The sequence below is a fragment of the Pseudomonas sp. NPDC087697 genome, assembly GCF_044743155.1.
Taxonomy (GTDB): Bacteria; Pseudomonadota; Gammaproteobacteria; order Pseudomonadales; family Pseudomonadaceae; genus Aquipseudomonas.
Window position 1 is genome coordinate 59,833 of record NZ_JBIUVW010000016.1, and the last position, 19,316, is coordinate 79,148.

The 19,316-nt window shown below is 53.1% G+C and carries 25 protein-coding genes and 1 pseudogene; 9 read left to right on the forward strand and 17 right to left on the reverse strand.

From position 1 onward, the window contains the following. Positions 1-102: 102 nt before the first annotated feature. From ACIPIN_RS13895 to ACIPIN_RS13905, 3 genes are all read right to left on the reverse strand, one after another. A complete protein-coding gene (locus ACIPIN_RS13895; RefSeq protein WP_401119528.1) occupies positions 103-798 on the reverse strand; it encodes an alpha/beta hydrolase in 696 nt (231 codons plus the stop codon). 906 nt (positions 799-1,704) lie between these two features. Continuing rightward, positions 1,705-1,935 carry a hypothetical protein gene (locus tag ACIPIN_RS13900; RefSeq protein ID WP_401119531.1) on the reverse strand — a complete coding sequence of 77 codons (231 nt, stop codon included), beginning with the start codon at positions 1,933-1,935 and terminating at the stop codon, positions 1,705-1,707. 348 nt (positions 1,936-2,283) lie between these two features. After that, positions 2,284-2,526, reverse strand: a complete 243-nt coding sequence (locus ACIPIN_RS13905; protein ID WP_401119533.1) for a DUF1652 domain-containing protein — start codon at positions 2,524-2,526, stop codon at positions 2,284-2,286. Positions 2,527-2,770: 244 nt separating this feature from the next. On the opposite strand from ACIPIN_RS13905, the gene ACIPIN_RS13910 reads away from it, so the two are divergent. Further along, positions 2,771-3,523 (forward strand): carbonic anhydrase, encoded by a 753-nt coding sequence (locus ACIPIN_RS13910; protein WP_401119536.1) that lies wholly within the window; start codon positions 2,771-2,773, stop codon positions 3,521-3,523. Between the two features lie 64 nt (positions 3,524-3,587). On the opposite strand, the gene ACIPIN_RS13915 is transcribed toward ACIPIN_RS13910, so the two are convergent. The 5 genes from ACIPIN_RS13915 to ACIPIN_RS13935 form a co-directional block, all read right to left on the reverse strand. Then, entirely contained in the window at positions 3,588-3,773 is a 186-nt protein-coding gene (locus ACIPIN_RS13915; RefSeq protein ID WP_401119539.1) for a hypothetical protein, read from the reverse strand. Between the two features lie 372 nt (positions 3,774-4,145). Beyond that, entirely contained in the window at positions 4,146-4,370 is a 225-nt protein-coding gene (locus ACIPIN_RS13920; RefSeq protein WP_401119542.1) for a hypothetical protein, read from the reverse strand. Positions 4,371-4,448: 78 nt separating this feature from the next. After that, entirely contained in the window at positions 4,449-4,877 is a 429-nt protein-coding gene (locus tag ACIPIN_RS13925) for a hypothetical protein (protein WP_401119544.1), read from the reverse strand. 760 nt (positions 4,878-5,637) lie between these two features. After that, the gene (locus ACIPIN_RS13930; protein ID WP_401119546.1) at positions 5,638-5,874 is read right to left on the reverse strand and encodes a hypothetical protein; all 237 of its coding nucleotides are present in this window, start codon (positions 5,872-5,874) and stop codon (positions 5,638-5,640) included. A gap of 206 nt (positions 5,875-6,080) precedes the next feature. After that, positions 6,081-6,386 (reverse strand): hypothetical protein, encoded by a 306-nt coding sequence (locus ACIPIN_RS13935; protein ID WP_401119549.1) that lies wholly within the window; start codon positions 6,384-6,386, stop codon positions 6,081-6,083. Between the two features lie 429 nt (positions 6,387-6,815). On the opposite strand from ACIPIN_RS13935, the gene ACIPIN_RS13940 reads away from it, so the two are divergent. Then, a complete protein-coding gene (locus ACIPIN_RS13940) occupies positions 6,816-7,253 on the forward strand; it encodes a glycine zipper domain-containing protein (protein ID WP_401119551.1) in 438 nt (145 codons plus the stop codon). A gap of 700 nt (positions 7,254-7,953) precedes the next feature. Here the strand turns inward: ACIPIN_RS13940 and ACIPIN_RS13945 are convergent. Then, positions 7,954-8,154, reverse strand: a complete 201-nt coding sequence (locus ACIPIN_RS13945; RefSeq protein WP_401119554.1) for a hypothetical protein — start codon at positions 8,152-8,154, stop codon at positions 7,954-7,956. 375 nt (positions 8,155-8,529) lie between these two features. After that, positions 8,530-8,922, reverse strand: coding sequence for a hypothetical protein (locus ACIPIN_RS13950; protein WP_401119556.1), 393 nt, complete (start codon positions 8,920-8,922; stop codon positions 8,530-8,532). Between the two features lie 1,083 nt (positions 8,923-10,005). Here ACIPIN_RS13950 and ACIPIN_RS13955 point away from each other — a divergent pair. After that, positions 10,006-10,335: a hypothetical protein gene (locus ACIPIN_RS13955; protein ID WP_401119558.1), complete on the forward strand. Its 330-nt coding sequence runs from the start codon at positions 10,006-10,008 to the stop codon at positions 10,333-10,335. A gap of 173 nt (positions 10,336-10,508) precedes the next feature. Here ACIPIN_RS13955 and ACIPIN_RS13960 read toward each other — a convergent pair whose 3' ends face one another. Continuing rightward, entirely contained in the window at positions 10,509-10,736 is a 228-nt protein-coding gene (locus ACIPIN_RS13960) for a hypothetical protein (protein WP_401119561.1), read from the reverse strand. Between the two features lie 107 nt (positions 10,737-10,843). On the opposite strand from ACIPIN_RS13960, the gene ACIPIN_RS13965 reads away from it, so the two are divergent. Beyond that, positions 10,844-11,089 carry a hypothetical protein gene (locus ACIPIN_RS13965; protein ID WP_401119564.1) on the forward strand — a complete coding sequence of 82 codons (246 nt, stop codon included), beginning with the start codon at positions 10,844-10,846 and terminating at the stop codon, positions 11,087-11,089. Positions 11,090-11,552: 463 nt separating this feature from the next. On the opposite strand, the gene ACIPIN_RS13970 is transcribed toward ACIPIN_RS13965, so the two are convergent. The 3 genes from ACIPIN_RS13970 to ACIPIN_RS13980 form a co-directional block, all read right to left on the reverse strand. After that, positions 11,553-11,741 carry a DUF1737 domain-containing protein gene (locus ACIPIN_RS13970; protein WP_401119640.1) on the reverse strand — a complete coding sequence of 63 codons (189 nt, stop codon included), beginning with the start codon at positions 11,739-11,741 and terminating at the stop codon, positions 11,553-11,555. Positions 11,742-12,156: 415 nt separating this feature from the next. Further along, a complete protein-coding gene (locus ACIPIN_RS13975; RefSeq protein WP_401119567.1) occupies positions 12,157-12,699 on the reverse strand; it encodes an NADPH-dependent FMN reductase in 543 nt (180 codons plus the stop codon). Between the two features lie 180 nt (positions 12,700-12,879). Then, positions 12,880-13,260 carry a hypothetical protein gene (locus tag ACIPIN_RS13980; protein ID WP_401119570.1) on the reverse strand — a complete coding sequence of 127 codons (381 nt, stop codon included), beginning with the start codon at positions 13,258-13,260 and terminating at the stop codon, positions 12,880-12,882. Positions 13,261-13,446: 186 nt separating this feature from the next. On the opposite strand from ACIPIN_RS13980, the gene ACIPIN_RS13985 reads away from it, so the two are divergent. The 4 genes from ACIPIN_RS13985 (at position 13,447) to ACIPIN_RS14000 (ending at position 16,316) form a co-directional block, all read left to right on the forward strand. Then, positions 13,447-13,653, forward strand: coding sequence for a hypothetical protein (locus tag ACIPIN_RS13985; RefSeq protein WP_401119573.1), 207 nt, complete (start codon positions 13,447-13,449; stop codon positions 13,651-13,653). A gap of 700 nt (positions 13,654-14,353) precedes the next feature. Beyond that, complete coding sequence (locus ACIPIN_RS13990) at positions 14,354-15,040, forward strand: hypothetical protein (RefSeq protein WP_401119575.1); 687 nt, start codon at positions 14,354-14,356, stop codon at positions 15,038-15,040. A gap of 21 nt (positions 15,041-15,061) precedes the next feature. Next, positions 15,062-15,559, forward strand: a complete 498-nt coding sequence (locus tag ACIPIN_RS13995; protein WP_401119577.1) for a PAAR domain-containing protein — start codon at positions 15,062-15,064, stop codon at positions 15,557-15,559. A 133-nt stretch (positions 15,560-15,692) separates the two neighbouring features. Further along, the gene (locus ACIPIN_RS14000; protein WP_401119580.1) at positions 15,693-16,316 is read left to right on the forward strand and encodes a hypothetical protein; all 624 of its coding nucleotides are present in this window, start codon (positions 15,693-15,695) and stop codon (positions 16,314-16,316) included. A 1,095-nt stretch (positions 16,317-17,411) separates the two neighbouring features. On the opposite strand, the pseudogene ACIPIN_RS14005 reads toward ACIPIN_RS14000, so the two are convergent. Then, positions 17,412-17,558, reverse strand: a pseudogene (locus ACIPIN_RS14005) (lysis protein); the annotation flags it as partial. A 166-nt stretch (positions 17,559-17,724) separates the two neighbouring features. Between ACIPIN_RS14005 and ACIPIN_RS14010 the strand changes: the two are divergent. Beyond that, a complete protein-coding gene (locus tag ACIPIN_RS14010; protein ID WP_401119582.1) occupies positions 17,725-18,297 on the forward strand; it encodes a type 1 glutamine amidotransferase family protein in 573 nt (190 codons plus the stop codon). A 12-nt stretch (positions 18,298-18,309) separates the two neighbouring features. Here the strand turns inward: ACIPIN_RS14010 and ACIPIN_RS14015 are convergent, their stop codons facing one another. Then, positions 18,310-18,603: a hypothetical protein gene (locus ACIPIN_RS14015; RefSeq protein WP_401119585.1), complete on the reverse strand. Its 294-nt coding sequence runs from the start codon at positions 18,601-18,603 to the stop codon at positions 18,310-18,312. Further along, positions 18,600-19,262 (reverse strand): hypothetical protein, encoded by a 663-nt coding sequence (locus tag ACIPIN_RS14020; RefSeq protein ID WP_401119587.1) that lies wholly within the window; start codon positions 19,260-19,262, stop codon positions 18,600-18,602. Before ACIPIN_RS14020 ends, ACIPIN_RS14015 begins: the two co-directional genes overlap by 4 nt. Positions 19,263-19,316: the final 54 nt, after the last annotated feature.

The window sequence follows — 19,316 nt, forward strand, 5'->3', positions numbered from 1 at the left end:
AGGGGCTCTTTACGCGGGTTTAAAGATGCACAGCGTTCCCGGATCTTTTCATGGGCATAAAAAACCCCGCACGATGGCGGGGTTTAGTATTTTCGGCAGCCGCTATTTCGTCACGGCAGTCGCAGCTTCATCGATCAATGCAGCGACTTCAACCGGCATCGAAGCCAGTGATGCATGGCTTGCCTTCAAGGTGATCACCTTTCTGGCGCCGAGCCGCGTAGACATCCTCTGCTGGTTTTCGGGGGCGATCATTCGGTCGTCACTGGAGATCTGATACCACGACGGTTTTTTCTTCCAGGCCGGTGCAGTAATCGCGTCGCCAAACGTACTGGCCAGAGGTGCCTTCTGGGTAATGCCCATCACCAGCCCCTCATTCTCCGGCAGGTCCTGACAGAAGCTTTGGTGATAGAGCTTCGGTTCGACCCATAAATAACCGTCGCTATCGAGCGCAAGGTTCCGTGCCGCAACAGGCAGATGCTCTTGAGTGATACCGCCCGGGCTCTCGCCAGCATCGGGGGCAAACGCGGCGATATACACCAGGCCCACCACATTCGGTTGGTCGCCCGCCTCGGTAATGACCGCACCGCCATAAGAGTGGCCCACCAGCAAGACTGGCCCCGGTTGTTGCGCAATCATCTTGCGCGTGCGTTCCGCGTCTTCAGCCAGCGAGGTCAGCGGCAGCTCAACAGCGCGAATCGAGGTATGGCCCCGCCGAAGCAGCTCCGCTATGACCCTGTTCCAGTGCGCTGCGCCGCCCCAAAAGCCGTGTACCAACAAAATCATGGGTTTGTCGCTCATCAGATCGCTCCCGGTTTCGTAGAGTTGAGTAACCGCCACTCTCACTCGGCACGGGCCGTCATGATGTGGCGCAATACGCCCATCGTTGCGCGTTTACCACCACTGGGATTAGCACGACGCAATGGGTACGTCTACAAAGTTATCCCTTGGCGCTCCTTCAGCATCGTATGGAATCTGGGGGCCACTATGCCTGAAGGGGTTCATTTGAGGGCCGATCGACGAACGGACATTCTTCAGGTCGAAAAAAAGCCCGCATGCGGGCGGGCTTAAAGGGAATATCTCAAAGGAGTCAGGTCAATCTAGGCAGGTCTGGGTGAAGAGTTCGTGAAAGGGTTGTCACCGTTACGGAAATCCCGCAATTCCAGAAATCCGTCCCCAGGCCTGCGTATCAAATGGTTGAAACCATCGCTTTATCAAACATCTTCACATTCACTGGTTCTTTTTTTCTGTCTGGCACCTTTGACTCCACTTTTTGTTCGACCACTTTCGAATGGGCTCAAGAAGAAAGAACAATAAATAGGCCGAGAGAACGAGCGCGAGATCAATCCATGACTCAGCAATGGGCCCTACGAAGTACTCAATGCAGTATTTAATAACGAACAGCAACGAGATACCGCCGAGCGCCATTAACGTGAGAACTGCAAGACTTGATAACCTTTCCTTCAACTGGGTACATCTCCCGACTGTATTGCGGCGACCTCATCTGAGACGCCTGGAAATTTCCATCGTTCCGAAAAATCTACAATGATGCCGCAGAGTCCACCTGGCAGCTCGAAGCTGTGAGTGACGCGCTACGGCGTACAGCGCCTGCTGGAAATCCTGCGGGTCAAAAGCCCCCCCGCACAAAAACGAAACGAAATTGCGCACCATTATTTCGCCACTATCAGCAGCAAGGGTAAACCATGCTTACTTAAGGACTATTCGATGGGCCTTCACTTCATCTGCATAGTTTGCCAAATGATCTTCGGCGGTCTGAAGCACCAGGCACATCCTCAGCAATGACTGGGCGTCGACCTCGTTACCGCCCTGACTCAGTCGCTCGGCGATGCCTTTGAGCTCCACCGCTGACCATCTCAAATCAGACGCAATCTCCTGGAGATCGCTGCGCAATTCGTGTTCGGGTTTGTTGAGTAACATGGCAATTCCCTCCGCGTCACGGCATCACTCGATGCGACGCTCTGAAAATCGGTATCACTGCATAGGACTTGATAACCCTCTCGTGAACTTGATGCAACTACCAGATTTCCACTGCCAGGCTCCTCCTGCAAATCCAGCCTTGCGTCCGATTATTCGCCAGACGCCCACTCAGGCGCAGCGAAAACAGCCATCAACTCGGCCAGAAAAGCGCTCACGGCGTCACGCTGACGGGCTGAATGTAGCTGGAGTGAACAACAACCAAACGAGTGGCAAGCCAGAAACCAACAAGGGTTTGCTTAAGCTTTCGCTCGCAAACCCTTGGTTTATATACCGAGCACAACCACTGCATCAGCCGGCGAATGCTCTGCGCCCGGCTTTCATCTCAGTCCGCAGCTCACCGATAAAGTTGGATATTTCCCGGACACTGGTCAGCTTCGCGGTCGACACGCCGGTGATCAGTAATTCAACGCGTCCGGATTCTGGCTCGACAACCGTGACTCTCAACGATCCGTCGGGACTCACCGTGCAGGTGCACGAGAGTGGGTGGAAACCGGACTCCACAATCTGGCAAAGCTCAAGAAGAGGAAACATGGCATTCCGTCCGTGGGGGATTGTGTACTGGAGTGTTACCTGATCTTTACAGGTTAGCTGACCCCGGCGAATACGAACGAATTAAGCGCAAAGTGCTATGTATTTCTCACATTAGTAATACTGAGCTGCCCGAAACAGAGCTCTGCAAACCATCTAGACTCCAACGAAGAAGTGCTGAAGGTTCATGGAAGTATTAGCCCTTGATAGCGAGCCACTCCCACTCAAACCGTGAGTACACAAGACTATGTGTGAATCCTGTGATTCAAAACCTGCGCCGGACGCGGATGGTCGTCGTCGCTTTCTCCGGCTTGCAGGGCTAGGCGCCGGCGCCCTGCTACTGGCCGGTGCGCTGCCCGACAGCATCGTCCAGGCCGCCGAGAAAAAGGCCCCACCTCCAAAACCACAAAACTCGATCAGCCCGGATGCGGCCCTTCAACGATTGATCGCGGGCAATAAGCGGTACATCAGCGGCACCTCCAAGACACATGACTTCAAGTCCGAGCGTGAGGCCCTGGTCACTGGCCAGAACCCGTTCGCGGCAGTATTGAGTTGCGCTGACTCGCGCATCGCCCCCGAGTATGCGTTTGACACCGCCCGCGGAGACCTTTTCGCGGTGCGTGTCGCGGGCAACTTCGTCACGGAGGAAGGTTTGGCAAGCCTGGAATATTCGGTCCTGGCGCTCGGTGCCCCACTGATACTGGTGCTGGGGCATGAAGACTGCGGTGCCCTCACTGCCGGCATCAAGGCAGTAAAGGACAATGCGGTTTTCCCTGGCCAAATCCAGAAACTGACTGATGCACTCAGGCCCGCTATCGAGAAGGTGATCAAGGACCCGGGAAATCTACTCGAGAACGCGACCGTGCAAAACGTCAGAGACTCGGTCAAAAACCTCAAGAATGCCTCACCCGTACTGACGGAAGCGCTCAACAAGGGCACGCTGAAAGTCGTCGGCGGCATCTATCGACTGGCCAGCGGCAAAGTAGATCTCATCGCCTGATGTGGAAGATGCATCTCACCCAGCGGTGCGATGCATCTTTTGATACCCCACAGACTCGCGCTGTTTACCGTGAATTTAGGGGCCTGGCTTTGTCGTGCAATTTTTCAAGCTCGTTATCAACCGTGCTTTGAACATCCTTCCACTCTTTCGGATTATTTTCCTGTAGCTCGTCACTATCCTGTTGCGCTTCACCCGAAAGGATCGGCTGAACCGGTTTTTTAGAACCTGGTAAGTGCAGATGGATTTTCATGGCTCACCTCCGTACGCCCTATGCCGGTACGCATTAGAGGTTGCGAAACGGCCAATGTTCAAAGGCGAGTCGTTAGAAAAGTGCGCGTGAGAGGCTTTCGGCGACGCTGAAATACCATTCCACGAAGGACAAATTTCAGGCAAAAAAAAGCCCAAGCAGCTGATGGACGCTTGGGGCTTAAAAATGCGTAAACCGTGGTAGGTGAACACGGACGCGATAATAGCTCATCACCCAACATGTAACAAGATATTTACATCTTGTTTTTACACAAAAAATCACCTAACCCCTTAAATAACCACACATTTTTCAAGGCTGTACCTCGATGCTACGAGGGATTCACGTGTCTATATAACGGGATGTGCGTAAACGCGCTCAGATCCTGTAATCGTTGAACAGTTCCTCTTTGATGATCAGCAAGGCGTCCTCGTAGTAGCGCTCACCGCGAGCCTCACTCAGCAGCACGGATCTGACGCTGCCTTCACCCTCGCGCGGTGTGTGCTCGCAGGTAATGAAGAACTCCGCCGTTTCTGCCTTGAACTCCAGATAATAGAAAAGCTCCCTGCCTTCGCGATCCCAATAACCAATTTCTCTACGCATCAGCGACCACCGCAGCACTGTGAAGTTGCCCATTCTAGCGGGTGTGGTCGCCACACCAATGAACGATACGTCGCTACTTCAGCGAGAGCTTGGAGCTATTGAAATGCCCTCGCTCGCATCACCGTAAATCCGAAAACGTTTTACCTCTCCGGCATCCATGGTCGTTACGACCTCGCGCAAGGAAATACCTATCGAGCACAGGCCGTTACCCTTCAGATCTTCTCCCGCGCCTACAAAGACTTCCCCAGGTTTAGTGAAAAATCTTGCTCCTTCACCAGGCCCCATCCTCGCGACAAAATCACCGTTCACGTAAATACCGATGTAGCAGGCCGAACCAAGCAAGCCACCATCACGTGTCACAAAAATCGTCCCGCTGTCTCCCTCGATGGGTTGCTGAAACGCAAAAACCCGATCACTTGGAACCCGAGCTGCTTTTTCTGCTGAAATCGGTGAAGTCATGCACCCCGAAATAAGTACAAAGGCTGCAATAGCTATCAGAATCCGCATGTCGAGCCCTCGCTGAACGATGCCAAGACTTCATCACCACCGAGTGAATTGGATATGCACCAGGATCGTGACCCCATGGCTGAACATATGACAAACAGTATAGATGTCTGGGATGAGAGCCTTGCCTGTTGCGGTGGCTGGCCAAAAAATATTCCTGCACCGTTGGCTATCGCCAGCTCGGACCGAAGGAACACTTGATCTCGTGTCAGGGCTCAGTTGATCGCTACACTTCGACACTTGCTATACACAGGGCTTCGCCAGGCCCTGCGAAGTCGCGCTTCGAACATGGCACTACACACTGCTGGTCTGGAGGAAAATCAGAGCGGCGATTCACCGCTCTGAAGGGCAGGAGTCTAAACGTCAGTCGTCTCTATCATCGTGATCGCGACCGTGGTTACGATCATACCCCTGATCATTCTCACGACGATCGTATCCCCGATCATCGCGGTGATCATAGCCACGATCATATTCACGACCATGATCACGGCCTCGATCATGATCTCGACCGTACCCTCCTCCATCTTCCCAGTAAGGCCAGCAGCCTCCCAGCAGGAGAGAGCTTGAAATGGCCAGGATCATTATCGCTGTGCGCTTCATTTGAACACCCTAAAAGCAAAGGTCAGAGCTACGGAGATGGGTTGTCGTTAGCCCCCCGAATTTAACTCGGAAAGCGTTCAACCGTAGATACGACCATGAAGCAGATCAATGATTCATTAGCGAGATGCGGCAAGCAAAAAACGAATCCAACGATCGTAATGCCTTACAGCGTTTTTTGGTCGTTACCTGTGCGTCTAGCGATTTCGATCCCCCAGTCCAGAGCGTCTTCCATGTCCAGCAGATGTGGTTTGGGGTCGTTATCCTCAAGGATAACCGTGCCATCTGGCCGGTAAACACCGATGAACATCTGCAGCGAACCGTCCCTCAGTATCTTGGCCCTAACCTCGATCTTGCATCCGTTCGAAAGAGTCTCCGAGTGGATCAAGTGGCGCTCAGTCATTGTTGCATCCCTCTCGTAGTTGATATTCGAGTAACGCACACACCCATACGCCATGCTACTCCGGCGAGGTATCCCTATGCCCATGGAAAACCAAATACGATCAAGTGACGAGCGCAGGATCTCAGGATCGATCACACACGAAATCTCGGATCGCCAGGAGCCGCTCACCAGCCAAACTCCGAACACTCATCAATTGTCCCGATTATTTATTTCAGGTTTTCCAGATCGTCAGCCTCAAGACCGCTTTCTCCATCGATATCGTCTGCGACCTCCCCTGCTCTGCTTTTGCAGCGAACATAGACGGTGATTGTGGAGTTGCTTGAAACAATCGCGGGCCGACCCAAGCACCCGGCGAGCACAGCAACTCTGCCTTCTCTAGACTGATCGAGCTCTGCATTCAGCCTGACGATTGCAATCCCCATGACTATGGCTAAAGCGAGAATTGAAGACGCAAAGAACACAAACCAGCCCGAGTCTTTAGCGTCTTTCTGACCATCACTATCGGCGACCATCTCAGCATCCTGCTGTTGACGTGCGGCACAAGAATTCCCATGTGCCAAATGCACAGAATGTACATCAGTCAGCGCCTGTACGAATCCCCTGTAACGTCCCGCCCCCTCGAAAAGTAGTCTCTTGCCCCCACGCCACGGATTCCCCAGTCCTTTTACCTGCAAGCCGTGATGAGTAACGAGCCGCGTGCGGGCTTTTTTGCTTTTGGTGCACGCTCTCGACGGTCAGCCCAGCACCTGATTCAAGGCCTTGATGGGCAGATGGGTCGAACTTTAGCTTTGCAGCGGCCTCTACATTTCTAGATATCCCTCAGACAAGAACACACTGCTAAGAGAAGCTTGGCGATGGAAAGCAAAAGCGTACCTTTTCAAAATGCTCAACACTCTGAAATAGCAGCCTGAACGCAATAACTACTTTTTGAGGTCCACAGCATGCGCATTACACTGCTTACTCTTGCTCTAGGTGCTCTGATCACACAAGGAGCAATGGCCGCTGGGGATGGCACCGCGGCCGTCGGTGGCGGCGTTGGTGGCGTACTAGGTAACATAGTCGGCCAGCAAATCGGCGGAAGCACTGGTGCAGCGATTGGCGCGGGTGTAGGAGGTGCTGCCGGTAGTGCCGTCGGTGCGCCGAAAGGCAACAAAACCAACGCTGCCATCGGCGGCGGGCTCGGATCGGCAGGCGGCTCGGTCGTTGGTCATCAGCTAGGTGGCACAACCGGTTCCACCATTGGCGCCGGTCTTGGTGGCGCCGCAGGCGGCGCAGTAGGCAATAACCTGGCCGACGATAATCGTAATCGCAGTTCAGGTGGCAAGAGCTATAACGGCAAACACAAACATAAGTACAAGAATAAGTATAAGCACGATTAAGTGACTGAATTTACTTGTACGCGAACAACCCGAGCTTACGCCGGGCTGTTCTTTTCACCCCTGTCATCCCTTCGTCACACCTGCCAAGCACAATGGGATCAGCCAAAAGGATTTGGCCCCATCTACAGAGAGCCCGGCCTGATGCCGGGCTTTTCGTTTTGCCATTTTGTCACCCTTCCGTTTCCTGGACTGCTCCCTGGATGAAGGCTGAGCGCAAGAAAGGTCTCGGCGCGAAAAACATGGCAGCGTAGATTTCGTTCAACCTCAACCATGCACTATCGGCAGTCAATTGGACTGCCGAGGTTTGAGTCTGAGCGCAGAGGAACGGATCTATCCCGGCCCCGATATAGCCTTACCAGCGGCGATATTCTTGTCCCCGATGATCATCACCGTAGTAGCGCCCATGATCATGTCCGCGCCCATCACGGTCATGCCAATACGGCCAGCACCCGCCAAGCAGCAGCGTTGCTGACATCACCAAGATCAAAGTAGCTGTGCGTTTCATTTGATTATCTCCGAGCAGGCAACGCCTGACGCTATGTTCGTTTGATCCCCCCACACTCAGGAGGTTCAAACGCCCTATCGCCTGATCACGGGCTGGCCGAGCTCTGTGATCGGCTCCGGAGCTATTACGGCTTTTTCGCCTTAAGGCCAAAGTGGCGTCAAATGTGAAGAGCCCAGCACGATGGCTGGGCTCGGTTTATTTTCTGTGTTCCATCATCTTGTCAGCAAGAAGTTTAGCCCTATCAACCAACACGTTCTGCCTGTCTTCGTGATTCGATTTCGGCCCCCCTACCGTCGGTGCCGTCAGATTACTTTCCGCAATCAACGCAGCACAAAAATACTGATCCCAAACGACTCGCTCTCCAGCCGTCCGCTTGTTCATTTGATCGGAGTTCATATGCGGCTCCTTTTGATGAGGTAGCTCAGCTATTTTACGCCCGAACCACAAACAAGCCCCGCCTGGAATCGAAGAAGTAGGCCACGGCGATGGATGGAAAGGAGATCAGCAGCCTGTGCTAGTGTCAAAAGCCGTCCTTGAGAAAGAGCGTGCATGTGTAGCGCTGCACGACCAGCCCGCCCTACTTCGGGTTGTGGGATTACGGTGTCGATGGCCAGATCAGCTGGAGCAAACCCCTTTCGCGATCCTGTACCAGCCGCCTAACCTACCCTCACCTATTGCGTGGAACGCCCAGCGTACGAAAGTTGGGCATCGAATCATTGCCAGGCAGAGGTATCGTAACGCTGCCCTAATGCGCTGAGAGCAGGCAAGCGGTCAGCTCAAAATATTGATTATCCGTAGCAAGCGCCGAACATCATCAACTGACCGTAGCTTAATGGTCCACTCGCCATCAGGCTTGTCATTTACTTCGCCAAACTCTACGGATAACGCTTTAAGCGAATGATGTTCAGTCTTGAAGGATGGCAGCCGAAAGTAAAAGAGAAGCCAATTATGATTAGACACAAAGCTGAAAGGGCAGCTTCCATCAGAGGCAGAAAAAATCCCAATGGACCGCTCTAACCCACCCAGTGTCTTGGGAGCGCAATTGTAATTTTTCGCAGCGGAAATCGCACCGACCAGCATGCAAAACGCTTCCCGCACTTGCGGGCTTTCGATGGACGAATAGCACTCAACGTACTTCGCCGCATCCCGAGCATCAGTAATCATCTGATTCTCTCCTTAGGTTTGCCCCCCTTTTCAATCTAGCACCATCCATACCAGCTGGAGCCCTTCCCCCATGCCCGCAGAAAACCAAATCACCTAACCGCTGAGCGCAGCGAAGGCACGTAAATTCATCCTGAAGGGTCGCCGGGCCTTCAGCATCGACACTGCGGTACAGCAGGCGCTTCGCCAAATCAAAGTAAGAACTTCCATCTAATCCGAAGTTACGGATTGCCTAAAACGATTCGGCTGGCTGGCAGATCGCTCTTCAGCATCGTGATGCAATAAGGAAACGCTGTAATCGTAGGTCGATATCAACGGCACTGACTCGTCATTACGAGACATTTCAAGCCATCGCCTTGTGCGTTCAATGTCAAAGGATTCGTTCTTTAACGTCATTTTCGCAACAAGATTCGCTGAGACCCTGAAGTGACCACAACTGGCTGAGCATTTGACCTCTGACCAGTCTCCGAGCGCGTGAACAGTCCTAGCGGCAGCCTGACAAATCAAGCACTTCATATTCGATCTCCATATCAATGATCTATCAACTGTAGCCGATCCCCGGCCAAGGACCTCCCCCCATGCCCACAGAAACCCGTATGAGCCGCTGAGCCGCATTTACATTGGTCAGTGTCGCGGCACCAACATAGTCCAGATTCAGCAGCAGCCTATAGCCTGTCTCGGCTTTTTCGAGAGCGGTTGTCGCAGAGGACAACCAAGCCTGCTCAGTCCCCAGAAACGAGTAAGCCCAGCACTAGACTGGTTTTTTTTCACGTCAGGGCGTCGGAAATTTCAGGTTGGTACTGCCATAGCCGCTATCAATACCCTCATGATTTTTCCTCATCCTGAAAGGGGTGACTGCAGCAATTGATTACCACTCGTCCAGGCCAATGAGCTGCTGCCAATTCCTCGTCTACACCTTTAATCATGGAGTCTCTGGCCGCATTTCAACATTCCCCGAATATCTCCGGGTGGCATGCATCCATTTCCTTCTGTTGGGCGTTACGCTTTAAATTCGATGGCATACGAAGCGCCATACGGAACTGCAGTACCTCAAGCTTCGAGCTTCATTTCTCAAGGAATAGAAAAATGACTATTAGCTCCAAAAACTGGCATGCATGGCTGAACACGATGCCACCGAAACCGGACGACTTACATGTCGTCGGAGATGTTGAAGTTGCCAATCCGGGAGTCGAGGCCTATCTGACCATGCGAGCCCCGCAGGGTTTTAACCCGGCATCACTCATGCTGGATCTGCACTTGATCCAACGACCAGGAAACTGGATTCAACAAATGAGCTGCGCGCAAGCCAGATTCTCCAGAGTAATGCCTCCAAATTCGCCTCACTACGCAACGGTTGAAATTTTCTACAATAGTGAGCGAATTGCGTTTATCGACAAAATTTCAACCATCTCCTGACTGATTCGCAGTCGATCAGTTAAGCCGTAACGCCCAGCCGCGACCGCTTGACCGTTCGGCTCAGTCAGTCGCCATTACGTACAACGCCGGTACGAGTCCCCAATAACGCCCCGCCACCTCCCGATAGGGGCGTTGGTGTCCGGTTTGAAAATGGCAAATCCACCCACCCTCTCCTATTGCGTTGAGGGTAGAGACAGGCGCGCAATGGCAGCTTGAGCCATTTCAATCTCGGCGATGGCGTCTTGAGCATGGTCGGCCTTAACCCAATTAAACTGGGGGTCGCCAATTATTGCGCCAATTGACTTCCTGCACAGTTCGTCGGCTTCCAAGCCTTGTCGCCAAGCGACAGCCATTACCGTTTTCAGCGCTATCTCAAGCGCAACCACTCGATCTTCACTCATGACGCAAGCCTCTCTGTAGAGCGTTAAGCGTAGACCAATCCCAACTTCAACGAATCACGCTCCCCTCCGGCCGGCCACGGAGGGCGGCACCTGACTGGAGATACCCCATGAGCACATTTGCTATGTCTGGCATGAATGAGCACTTCGCCCGCGCAGAGGCGAAAAGGGAAGTGCAGGACTTGAACTTCCCACCTCCGTCCATGCAATGGCCGCCAAGCTTCGAACCAGATGGTGTCGATGAACACGTCGGCGATGATCATGAAGCCCCTGACTGCGCCATCTTCTATCGCCTTTACTACACGATATTTTTGGTTCGAAAGGATCAAGCTGCGGAGAAAATAGGGGATCAATGAGCCCAATGCGTTGGTGCGCGAGCAGTTGGCCAAAGTCGCAGCTACTTATCCATGTATCGGCAATCAGACTCATTGATCGTTGCCCAGCTCAATGTTGGGCGATTTCCATTTAACCAAATGGATATGCATTGGCACGCAAACAGCGTGCTATGCACTGTTTTTTTTAACAAAGCAGCTTCTGCACGTCTAATAACCTTTTTTCCTGGCCTTATAGGCTCAGGAAATATCCCTTCCCCATTCGAAGCTCCGCGCGACAAACACGGGGACGGCTTGCCGAGCTGGACGGCGTTACTAGGCCCATCGTTCAGGACTATTTCGTCGCCGAGACATAATGCGGCCCGCCCTCCCCAGAAACAATAAAGCCCAGTACTAGACTGGGCTTTCTCACGTCAGGACATCGGAAGTAGCACCATCACCGCCGCTATCAAAGTCCGCATGATCCTTCCTCATCCTGAAGAAGGTCTTATTTGCCCTGAGGCCAGATAATTGCCTGAGCCACCACCACGTGCGAGCCGTTGAATGTTGCTGCTGGCGAGCCATACAACTGATAGCCCAGCGCGAGTGCTTCAGATACGCGATGGCAAAAGGAAGCGTCATCTTTGCCTGTCAGTAGACGATAAATTGGCAAGCCATCAGGAGGTAAGCTCTGCATTTGATTCGCCTCGTAGGAGAAAGAAAATAAAAACATAACATGCACGATGATCTCGAAGCATACAGCTTCACCGATCACTGCTTGGTCGGACTATAGCGTCGCGGGCCAAATGCAAAAGCCTCAACGACTGGGATTGCGCCAATTTCAGCGCGGATAGGACCTAGGAGGTCAAAATGAGCAATGACGTACAAGATGCCCTGAAATACACCGGATCATCGCTTCTTACTCTGAACTGCATAATTTCAGGGCTCGCCAGTCAACTAAAAGCCACGCAAGGCACAACCGCGGTAGAAGCTGCTCAGGCGTACGCGCTAAAGGTCGCAAAAGCGTATCCCACAGCTAGGGGTGTAGCGCCGGACGCTAAAGCGACTACTGCCTGCGAAATAACGACCTGCCCGCTCACCGTTTTTCGACTTCAGCCAGGGCTAGAAAGACCGCCCTCAATTTGATTCTTGAACGCGCCCAAGGCCGAGACGATTTGCTGACTGATCTCCGGGCTCGCTGCGATGTCTGCCTCTTCCATTCCTTTAGCCAGCAGGTTCACTGTTATCGAGGCAGGCTCGACAATAATCGCGGACATCGTTTCCAGCACTAATCTGAGGGCCGCTTGGGCGTGACTCGCTCGTGGCGATGCGTTGAAAAGGGCTACCGGCTTGCCGGGAAAGTCCTGGCTGGCTACGAGCCAATCCAGTGCATTCTTGAACGACCCCGGAATTCCGCGAGCGTACTCAGGGCACGAAATGAGAATACCGTCTGCCTTGGCAACAACCCCGCGCAGCTCTGCGACGATCTGCGGAGGATCATCCGCCAGATCCGGATCGAAGTGAGGTAATTGACCCACCTCCAGGTAGTGCTTGATCGACATCCCTTCAGGACTGAGCATCTCAGCAGCACGTAGTAGTGCGGAGTTTGAAGAGGCTGCGCGGAGGCTTCCGGAGATCGCAAGCAATTGCACCATGTGTATTCGTTCCATGACTTAGTGGGTCGGTGCATTGTCGCATACACGGACCAAAGCCATTTTTAGCGTGGCAGTAATCCCGCCCGGTAGGCGCGTTCGATTGCCTCCCAGTCGGGCTGCTTGGTTATCTGGTGTATCTCGGGGTTAAAATTAGTAGTGGGTTGCAGCTATCAATGAGACTCAATCCTTCGAGGGCAACACCATGGGTACGACTGAAGAATCGATAATTGCAGCAGCAAGAATGCGCGCCGCATATCGGGGAGAAAATGAGGCATTGGCTGCGGCTTCAGCGCTTGAAGCCGTGGCAGTCCTGAAAAAGTCTTTAACGGGAGACAAATACCAGGAAGCTCTCGAAAGACTGTATCTCGAGTACTCCGCCGCCTGAGCCACCCGTAACGCACTCACCTGTCCATGCAGCAGGGCGACGATAAAGCCTTGCGGCAGTCCGGCTTGGCGCGCGTCGTTGATCACCGTCACCAACGATTGATCGAGAGTCGCCAACACATGGACGATTTCGACGCTCACCAGGAGCTCGCGACGGATGCGTTTTACGTTGCTCATGAATGACTCCGCGCCACCATTCGTCGCTTATTAAAACGTGGCGCGGTATACGCGACGATGCCTGGCTTAAGGATTGCTAAGTACGCCCGTAGCGGCCCCAGAACGACGTAATTCTGGCGCGATGGCAATCAAAATTAACGCTTAAGGACTCCAGCGATACGCTTGGTCAGTCACCGGAGATGTAACGTGTCAACTCTCAATGAAATCGCAGCGAACCACGCGAGAATGGCCAAGGTAAAGGAAGAAGAGTCGACAGGACTGAGTGAGCGACACCTTCAAATAGTGGGTAGCCTCGAAATCCCATCCATTGATGCGCAACAGCACGTTCCACTGCACCTCATCGTCGGAGTGCAGGACAATCACCTGGGACAAGTAACTGGCTACTTGCTCTGACTGCGCTTGATCTCAGTATCGATTTGGTTAGTCGCGACGACAGACTGGCAGTGCAACAAGGGAAGACGCGGGCATTCCAAAAGCTGACTTTCAGATGCGCGATTTACGAGCGAAAGCGATGAATTGCGGAAAAAAAAGATAAAGGCCTGCATGAGGTATCTCACGTAATCCCTTGATATATATGGTGCCATAAGCCGGAATCGAACCGGCACGCCATTACGAGCGGGGGGGTTTAAGTCCCAAGGGGAAATCAATCAGACCGCGCCCTTCAATAGGTTTTCCGGGCCGTAATCAAGCCCGTAAGGCTGCCATACAGCCCAATGTTTCTGCATACCTGTAAATGATTGCGGCCCGGAAAAACGCTTGATAAACGCCAAAAAAAGCGCCGACAGTGTCGCTTAAAACAATCAGCGCTATGCCGATTTTGCATAGTGCTTTCCTACATTGGCATCTACCCTCCCCCGGCGTCCTGCCGACCGAACACAATCACACCTCCCCCGCACCACCACGGATGAACTCGCCTCGCGAATGGGTCAACCACGCCAGACGCTCCGCGCCAGGCTCGAACGCCAAGGCGGTACGGCCCACGCAATCGGCGGTCATTGACCCGCTGTCAACCTAAACATTGTAAATATTGTTGAACGCGACTTCTGCCTGGGGCATCCTTCGCGACGCAAATTTACATGGACGGTAAAATTTGATGCGCTCTTCACCTATGGACGTGCCTATCCCCTGCGCCTGCACGCTCGATACCTCGCATCATCCCCGCGGCCTGAAATCCTCGTTACGTCTTTATGGACTGGTTCGTATTGTCGGATTCAGCGACACGCCTGGGAGCACACCGGTTGAAATTCTTTGCGCGGCGTCCGGCGAAGGCAAAGCGATTCGGGCCTTCGTTTCAAGGCTGGACGCTGAGTTGGTCGCCAGGTCAATGCCTGGCGCGGGCTATCGTGTCGTACCGCTGGCACAATTTGACCCCACTGGATTTATCCAGCAACACCAGGGTTGGCTGACAGTCCACATCACCTGTGGTTTTTCCTCACAGCGCGGCACGTTACGACTGGCAGATGGTGACTTGCCAAGCTTGGGCTGGTTTATCTATGCCCAGACAGGTCCCTGGAGTCCGGGGCGCTTTATCCACTGGGGCGAAGAAGTCGCCGAGATATTGCTCAGCGCCTACCGCAGCGTTGGTATGCCCAATTACAACGCCTGGCTCAACCAGCTTGATGACTATTCCACTCAGGCCATGGACAACTGCGTCGAAATCGCCTGGCAGACGTTGCGGGCCTGTCGTCCCATGCGCGAAAACCACCGAGCGCTGTTCAACCCTATGGATGAGTGCTGGCGCTTTTCCGACTCGCCAATCGACCACTATTACCCCATTTGAAACCTTGAAAAGGAACTTCCCATGAGTGGCAAACCGGCTGCCCGAGTAACAGACCCCACCAATTGCCCGCTTCCGGGGCATGGCACAAATCCAATTGTCAGCGGCTCTCCCAATGTGAACTTCGATGGCCTTGCCGCCGCTCGAATGACTGATAAATCCGCATGCGGTAGCCCAATCACGGGTGGCGTCAGCGCTACGGTTTTCATCAATGGGCTGAATGCCGCTACTCAAGACAGTACCGGTAGCCACGGCAATGTAGTTATGGGTGGGTCCGGCACAGTCATTATTGGCGACACCTTCGTACCGGCACCCTTCAGCGGCCTGCTGCCGATGCCAGTGCACTTCAGCGACAAGTTCAGACTAGTTGACCAAGACTCGGGCGAGCCTCTACCCAATCTTGATTACGCCATCCAGCGCGCTGACGGCAGCATGGAACACGGCGTAAGTGATCCGATGGGGTATACGCATGTAGTGAGTTCGCACCTGCCCGAAACAATCAAACTGTTTCTCGAGGACTAAGGCATGGCAGCAGATGCTCTTCATGCAACCGACTACACACAATCCTCCCCAGAACAAAGAACAAATTTCATTATTTCTGCGTTCCCAGAGGGGCAGACAGAGAGCGTCAAAATCTATATTGGTGACTTCCATCATGGCTGAAGTGGTTAGCAAGAATGGCAGAAAAATGTCTCCCGTAGCCACAAGAGCGGTGACGCCCGTCAAAGACTCCACCCCAAAAACTGTATCGCTGGACGCCAAGCAACAAGTAAGGCGCTCTGAGAATGCAGAGTTTCTAAAAAACAGAAATGTGAAGGCCTTTTTGGATACCCTCGCGCAAGTCGAAGGCGGCGATTATCACGCAAAATTTGGATTTGGTTGGGCGCCGGGCTGGAAAACCGGAAAGTGGACATTCAGTGATGAGTCTACCCACCCCGGAGCAGGTTATGGTGGTTCAACGACAGCGTCCGGAAGATATCAAGTTACGAAAGCCACATGGGCAGAGCTCTCCGTTAAAGCAATGGGATTATCCGACTTCACACCAAGAACACAGGATTTGATTGCAGTTGAACTACTGCGCAGCGTGCATGCAATTGAACCGCTAATAAGTGGAGACTTAAAAGACGCAATAGGGAAAGCCTCCAAAAAATGGGAGGCTTTACCAATGGGGCCAGGAATGGCAAATCGGCCAATAAAAGACAAACCATCAGGCCAACCATACACTGAATATGAAGAAGTAACTAAAATATACAAGGACTTTGGCGGCACTATAAAATGAAACCACATAAAATTCTCATCAGCTTGTTATGCTTCGTTAGCTTTTTTGCGAACGCAACAGACGTACCAATAAAGGAGGGAATGTCATTTTTAAATGCTCGAAAAGCATTAATTCGAAATGGCTGGAAGCCGAACCCAACATATTCAGGAGAGTTTGGTGTCGAAAATATCATTATGAGAAAAGGCTTCGTTGAAATTGAATCATGCACAATGGGCATTCAATACTGTAGCTTCAATTACAAAAAAAATAATATCTGCCTTGGCGTAGGAACTGTGGGCGAAGAGATAAAGGATATGAAAATTTATTCATGGAACTTCAAATGCCCCGAGACGGATTAAGGATCGGTGCTATGTTGGGGGCGGACAGGTGCATTAATGTCCGCCCTGTTACTTTTCTGGCCTTGCCAATTGCTAGCATTTTGCTTTGTTGCGTTAGCATTTTTGCGAACGCAACAGATGTGCCGATTAAAAAAGGAATGCCATTTTTGCTTGCACGAAAAGCATTGATTAAACATGGCTGAAAGCCAAGTTTAGCGAACGAGATGCAGCCGGTTGGCACTGCTGTAATACTTAAAAATATGGGCGTTAGTGAAGTCGAAAGATGCACCCAAGGAGTGCAATATTGTGAGCTCAACTACAAAAAAAACAATGTATGCCTCGGAATCACCACTACCGGCGAAGAAGTAAAAGATCTGATAATTGATGCGTGGGATTTCAAGTGCCCTGAGAAGCATTAGGGAGGGGATAGTTACACCAATATCAGCCCGCTATTCTTCGGACCTTGCTAAGGATGAAGTTGGTTTGTAATTCAGCCTGAAAAAATAAGCTGTTGGCTCGCTCACACCAGAGAGCTGTCATCATCCAGCGCGGTGGTAAAACTGAAGGTGTGAGCGAGCGATGAGAGTGTTTACCAGTAAGTTGCTTTTCGTTTGGCGTCACTGCGTTGTCAACGCACACCGCAAGTTATCATTAGCTGAAAGAGGCAAGAACCTCTCAGTCGCTTGCATACTGGATCGTTATGCAGCAGCGCTACGAAAATGTGGCCGAAAGCTGACGCTGTGCAGAGTCCGCAATGGTCGATTGCAGTCATTCAACTTCAACGCGTTACCTCCCGCACACACGCCTGGCACGCCGCCAGTGCGATCAGTCCCTGGTCACCGGCGTCGGTGATGCCGATAATTCGTTGAGCATGCGCTGGGTCAAGTCTGGCGCGCGCTCCTCCATGAACCACGCCACCGGCGCCGGAAAGTTCTTCACAAAGCGCGGCGTTGCGTGAAGCTGACATCATCCCTCTGCACTACCCAAATACTACTGACAGAAATTGACAGTCGCGCTTGTTACGCTTTGAGTTCATGTGGGGAAGGCGATTCCTCAGACATTTATCAACGCAATAAGAGAAGGACTCTCTAATGACACGCGCCATTACCATTATCACCGAGAATTTTTCAGATTGGGAAACCGCCCTGATCAACTCCGCCGGTCGATCCTATTATGGCTTCGATACACGCTTCGCCACGCCCAAAGGTATCTCAGTCACCTCCTCCGGAGGCATGATCGTCACCCCGCACTTAGCGCTCGAAGCCATCCAGCTCGATGAGCTCGACCTGCTAATCATATGTGGAGGCACCATTTGGCAGACCGATCAGGCCCCGAATGTCGTGACCCTCGTTGCCGCGGCCCATGAAAGAAACATCATCGTCGCCGGCATTTGCGACGGTACCCGTGTGTTAGCGCAATCGGGCGTGCTCGATAACCTCCGTCACACTTCCAACTCGGCAGAGAACCTGTCGAAACTGAATTATGGTGGAGCGGCTTACTATCAGGATGTCCCCTATGCAGTAGCTGATAATCGCGTAGTTACAGCGCCAGGTACCGCTCCGGTCAGTTTCATGGCTGAAATCTTGTGCACCTTGGGCATAGGCGACGAAAACCTCAAAGCCTACTTGGCAATGCACGCTGCTGAGCACCGCCAGCCCGCCTAGATATTGTGTATTTCAGCGGCAGGCGTCAGCCGCTGCAATCAGCTCCCGTTCATATCCAATGCGCTGCCGACGCTCAGCCAGCAGCGCCCTTACCTTCACCTCCAGCGAGTCGGCTTTCTTCAGGCCAGTCGCGGCCCACGGTGGCACGGCCACCTCCTGCGTCCGGCACGGCACCCGCACCGGCACCTCAACCCGAACGGTACGCACTTTCGGCTTCCCGCCTGCACATCCCGCCAATGCCAGCAGCGCCCCCGCCAGGAATAGTTTTTGGAATATTTTACAGCGGATTTCTGCGAACTCCTTCATAGCCCCAACTCCTGATCAATGATCGATGCCGCCGCCTCGACCGGGTCGCCGCCAGTCCGCTCCCGCAGAAGTCGATTGGCTGCGGTGTAGTCTGGCTGGGCGCCCTCCCTCGCCTGGGCCTGCGCCAAAGCTGCGTTCCGCTCCCGCAGCTCTCCGGCCCGCACCAACTCGCCGAGCTTCCTGCCCTGCTCGCCCGCCAGCGCTTCCGGGTTGTCGCGTCCAGCTTTGGCAGTGGTCAGCTCAGTGTTGGCGGTGTTGAACCACGACCGGTAATGATCCGCGCCAAGCGAGAGACTCGCACCGCCAGTGGGGCCTGCCAAAAGATATCCCGCAGCGATCAAAACCGTCCCAACCACTGTCTGGATGATGCCGGCCCGCTTGCTACCGGTCACAATCGGTGCGATTCGAATCTCGCCAGCCCCTCCATAACCCAGCTCTTTCTCCTCAAGATTTTTCGATCCACGGAAGACTGCGAACTCCAAGCCCCTGGACTTTGCATTTGAAATAAAGCGCTCGAAGCCGGGGATCTGAACGCACAAGGCTTTGACCGCCTCTGCCGGCGTTCTTACTGACAACCTGAACTCTCGACCGAACTGTCGTAGAGCACCATAAAGCTTGATTGTCGTTAGTGGTTGATAGTCGATAGCAAGTGCAGACATCACTTTTCTCCAGGCAATAAAAAGCCGCCCGAAGGCGGCCTAGTGGATACGCAT

Excerpts from the sequence above, each read along its gene's own strand:
- ACIPIN_RS13895 (WP_401119528.1), bottom strand. The coding sequence starts at position 798 with ATGAGCGACAAACCCATGATTTTGTTGGTACACGGCTTTTGGGGCGGC.
- ACIPIN_RS13900 (WP_401119531.1), bottom strand. The coding sequence starts at position 1,935 with ATGTTACTCAACAAACCCGAACACGAATTGCGCAGCGATCTCCAGGAG.
- ACIPIN_RS13905 (WP_401119533.1), bottom strand. The coding sequence starts at position 2,526 with ATGTTTCCTCTTCTTGAGCTTTGCCAGATTGTGGAGTCCGGTTTCCAC.
- ACIPIN_RS13910 (WP_401119536.1), top strand. The coding sequence starts at position 2,771 with ATGTGTGAATCCTGTGATTCAAAACCTGCGCCGGACGCGGATGGTCGT.
- ACIPIN_RS13915 (WP_401119539.1), bottom strand. The coding sequence starts at position 3,773 with ATGAAAATCCATCTGCACTTACCAGGTTCTAAAAAACCGGTTCAGCCG.
- ACIPIN_RS13920 (WP_401119542.1), bottom strand. The coding sequence starts at position 4,370 with ATGCGTAGAGAAATTGGTTATTGGGATCGCGAAGGCAGGGAGCTTTTC.
- ACIPIN_RS13925 (WP_401119544.1), bottom strand. The coding sequence starts at position 4,877 with ATGCGGATTCTGATAGCTATTGCAGCCTTTGTACTTATTTCGGGGTGC.
- ACIPIN_RS13930 (WP_401119546.1), bottom strand. The coding sequence starts at position 5,874 with ATGACTGAGCGCCACTTGATCCACTCGGAGACTCTTTCGAACGGATGC.
- ACIPIN_RS13935 (WP_401119549.1), bottom strand. The coding sequence starts at position 6,386 with ATGGTCGCCGATAGTGATGGTCAGAAAGACGCTAAAGACTCGGGCTGG.
- ACIPIN_RS13940 (WP_401119551.1), top strand. The coding sequence starts at position 6,816 with ATGCGCATTACACTGCTTACTCTTGCTCTAGGTGCTCTGATCACACAA.
- ACIPIN_RS13945 (WP_401119554.1), bottom strand. The coding sequence starts at position 8,154 with ATGAACTCCGATCAAATGAACAAGCGGACGGCTGGAGAGCGAGTCGTT.
- ACIPIN_RS13950 (WP_401119556.1), bottom strand. The coding sequence starts at position 8,922 with ATGATTACTGATGCTCGGGATGCGGCGAAGTACGTTGAGTGCTATTCG.
- ACIPIN_RS13955 (WP_401119558.1), top strand. The coding sequence starts at position 10,006 with ATGACTATTAGCTCCAAAAACTGGCATGCATGGCTGAACACGATGCCA.
- ACIPIN_RS13960 (WP_401119561.1), bottom strand. The coding sequence starts at position 10,736 with ATGAGTGAAGATCGAGTGGTTGCGCTTGAGATAGCGCTGAAAACGGTA.
- ACIPIN_RS13965 (WP_401119564.1), top strand. The coding sequence starts at position 10,844 with ATGAGCACATTTGCTATGTCTGGCATGAATGAGCACTTCGCCCGCGCA.
- ACIPIN_RS13970 (WP_401119640.1), bottom strand. The coding sequence starts at position 11,741 with ATGCAGAGCTTACCTCCTGATGGCTTGCCAATTTATCGTCTACTGACA.
- ACIPIN_RS13975 (WP_401119567.1), bottom strand. The coding sequence starts at position 12,699 with ATGGTGCAATTGCTTGCGATCTCCGGAAGCCTCCGCGCAGCCTCTTCA.
- ACIPIN_RS13980 (WP_401119570.1), bottom strand. The coding sequence starts at position 13,260 with ATGAGCAACGTAAAACGCATCCGTCGCGAGCTCCTGGTGAGCGTCGAA.
- ACIPIN_RS13990 (WP_401119575.1), top strand. The coding sequence starts at position 14,354 with ATGCGCTCTTCACCTATGGACGTGCCTATCCCCTGCGCCTGCACGCTC.
- ACIPIN_RS13995 (WP_401119577.1), top strand. The coding sequence starts at position 15,062 with ATGAGTGGCAAACCGGCTGCCCGAGTAACAGACCCCACCAATTGCCCG.
- ACIPIN_RS14000 (WP_401119580.1), top strand. The coding sequence starts at position 15,693 with ATGGCTGAAGTGGTTAGCAAGAATGGCAGAAAAATGTCTCCCGTAGCC.
- ACIPIN_RS14010 (WP_401119582.1), top strand. The coding sequence starts at position 17,725 with ATGACACGCGCCATTACCATTATCACCGAGAATTTTTCAGATTGGGAA.
- ACIPIN_RS14015 (WP_401119585.1), bottom strand. The coding sequence starts at position 18,603 with ATGAAGGAGTTCGCAGAAATCCGCTGTAAAATATTCCAAAAACTATTC.
- ACIPIN_RS14020 (WP_401119587.1), bottom strand. The coding sequence starts at position 19,262 with ATGTCTGCACTTGCTATCGACTATCAACCACTAACGACAATCAAGCTT.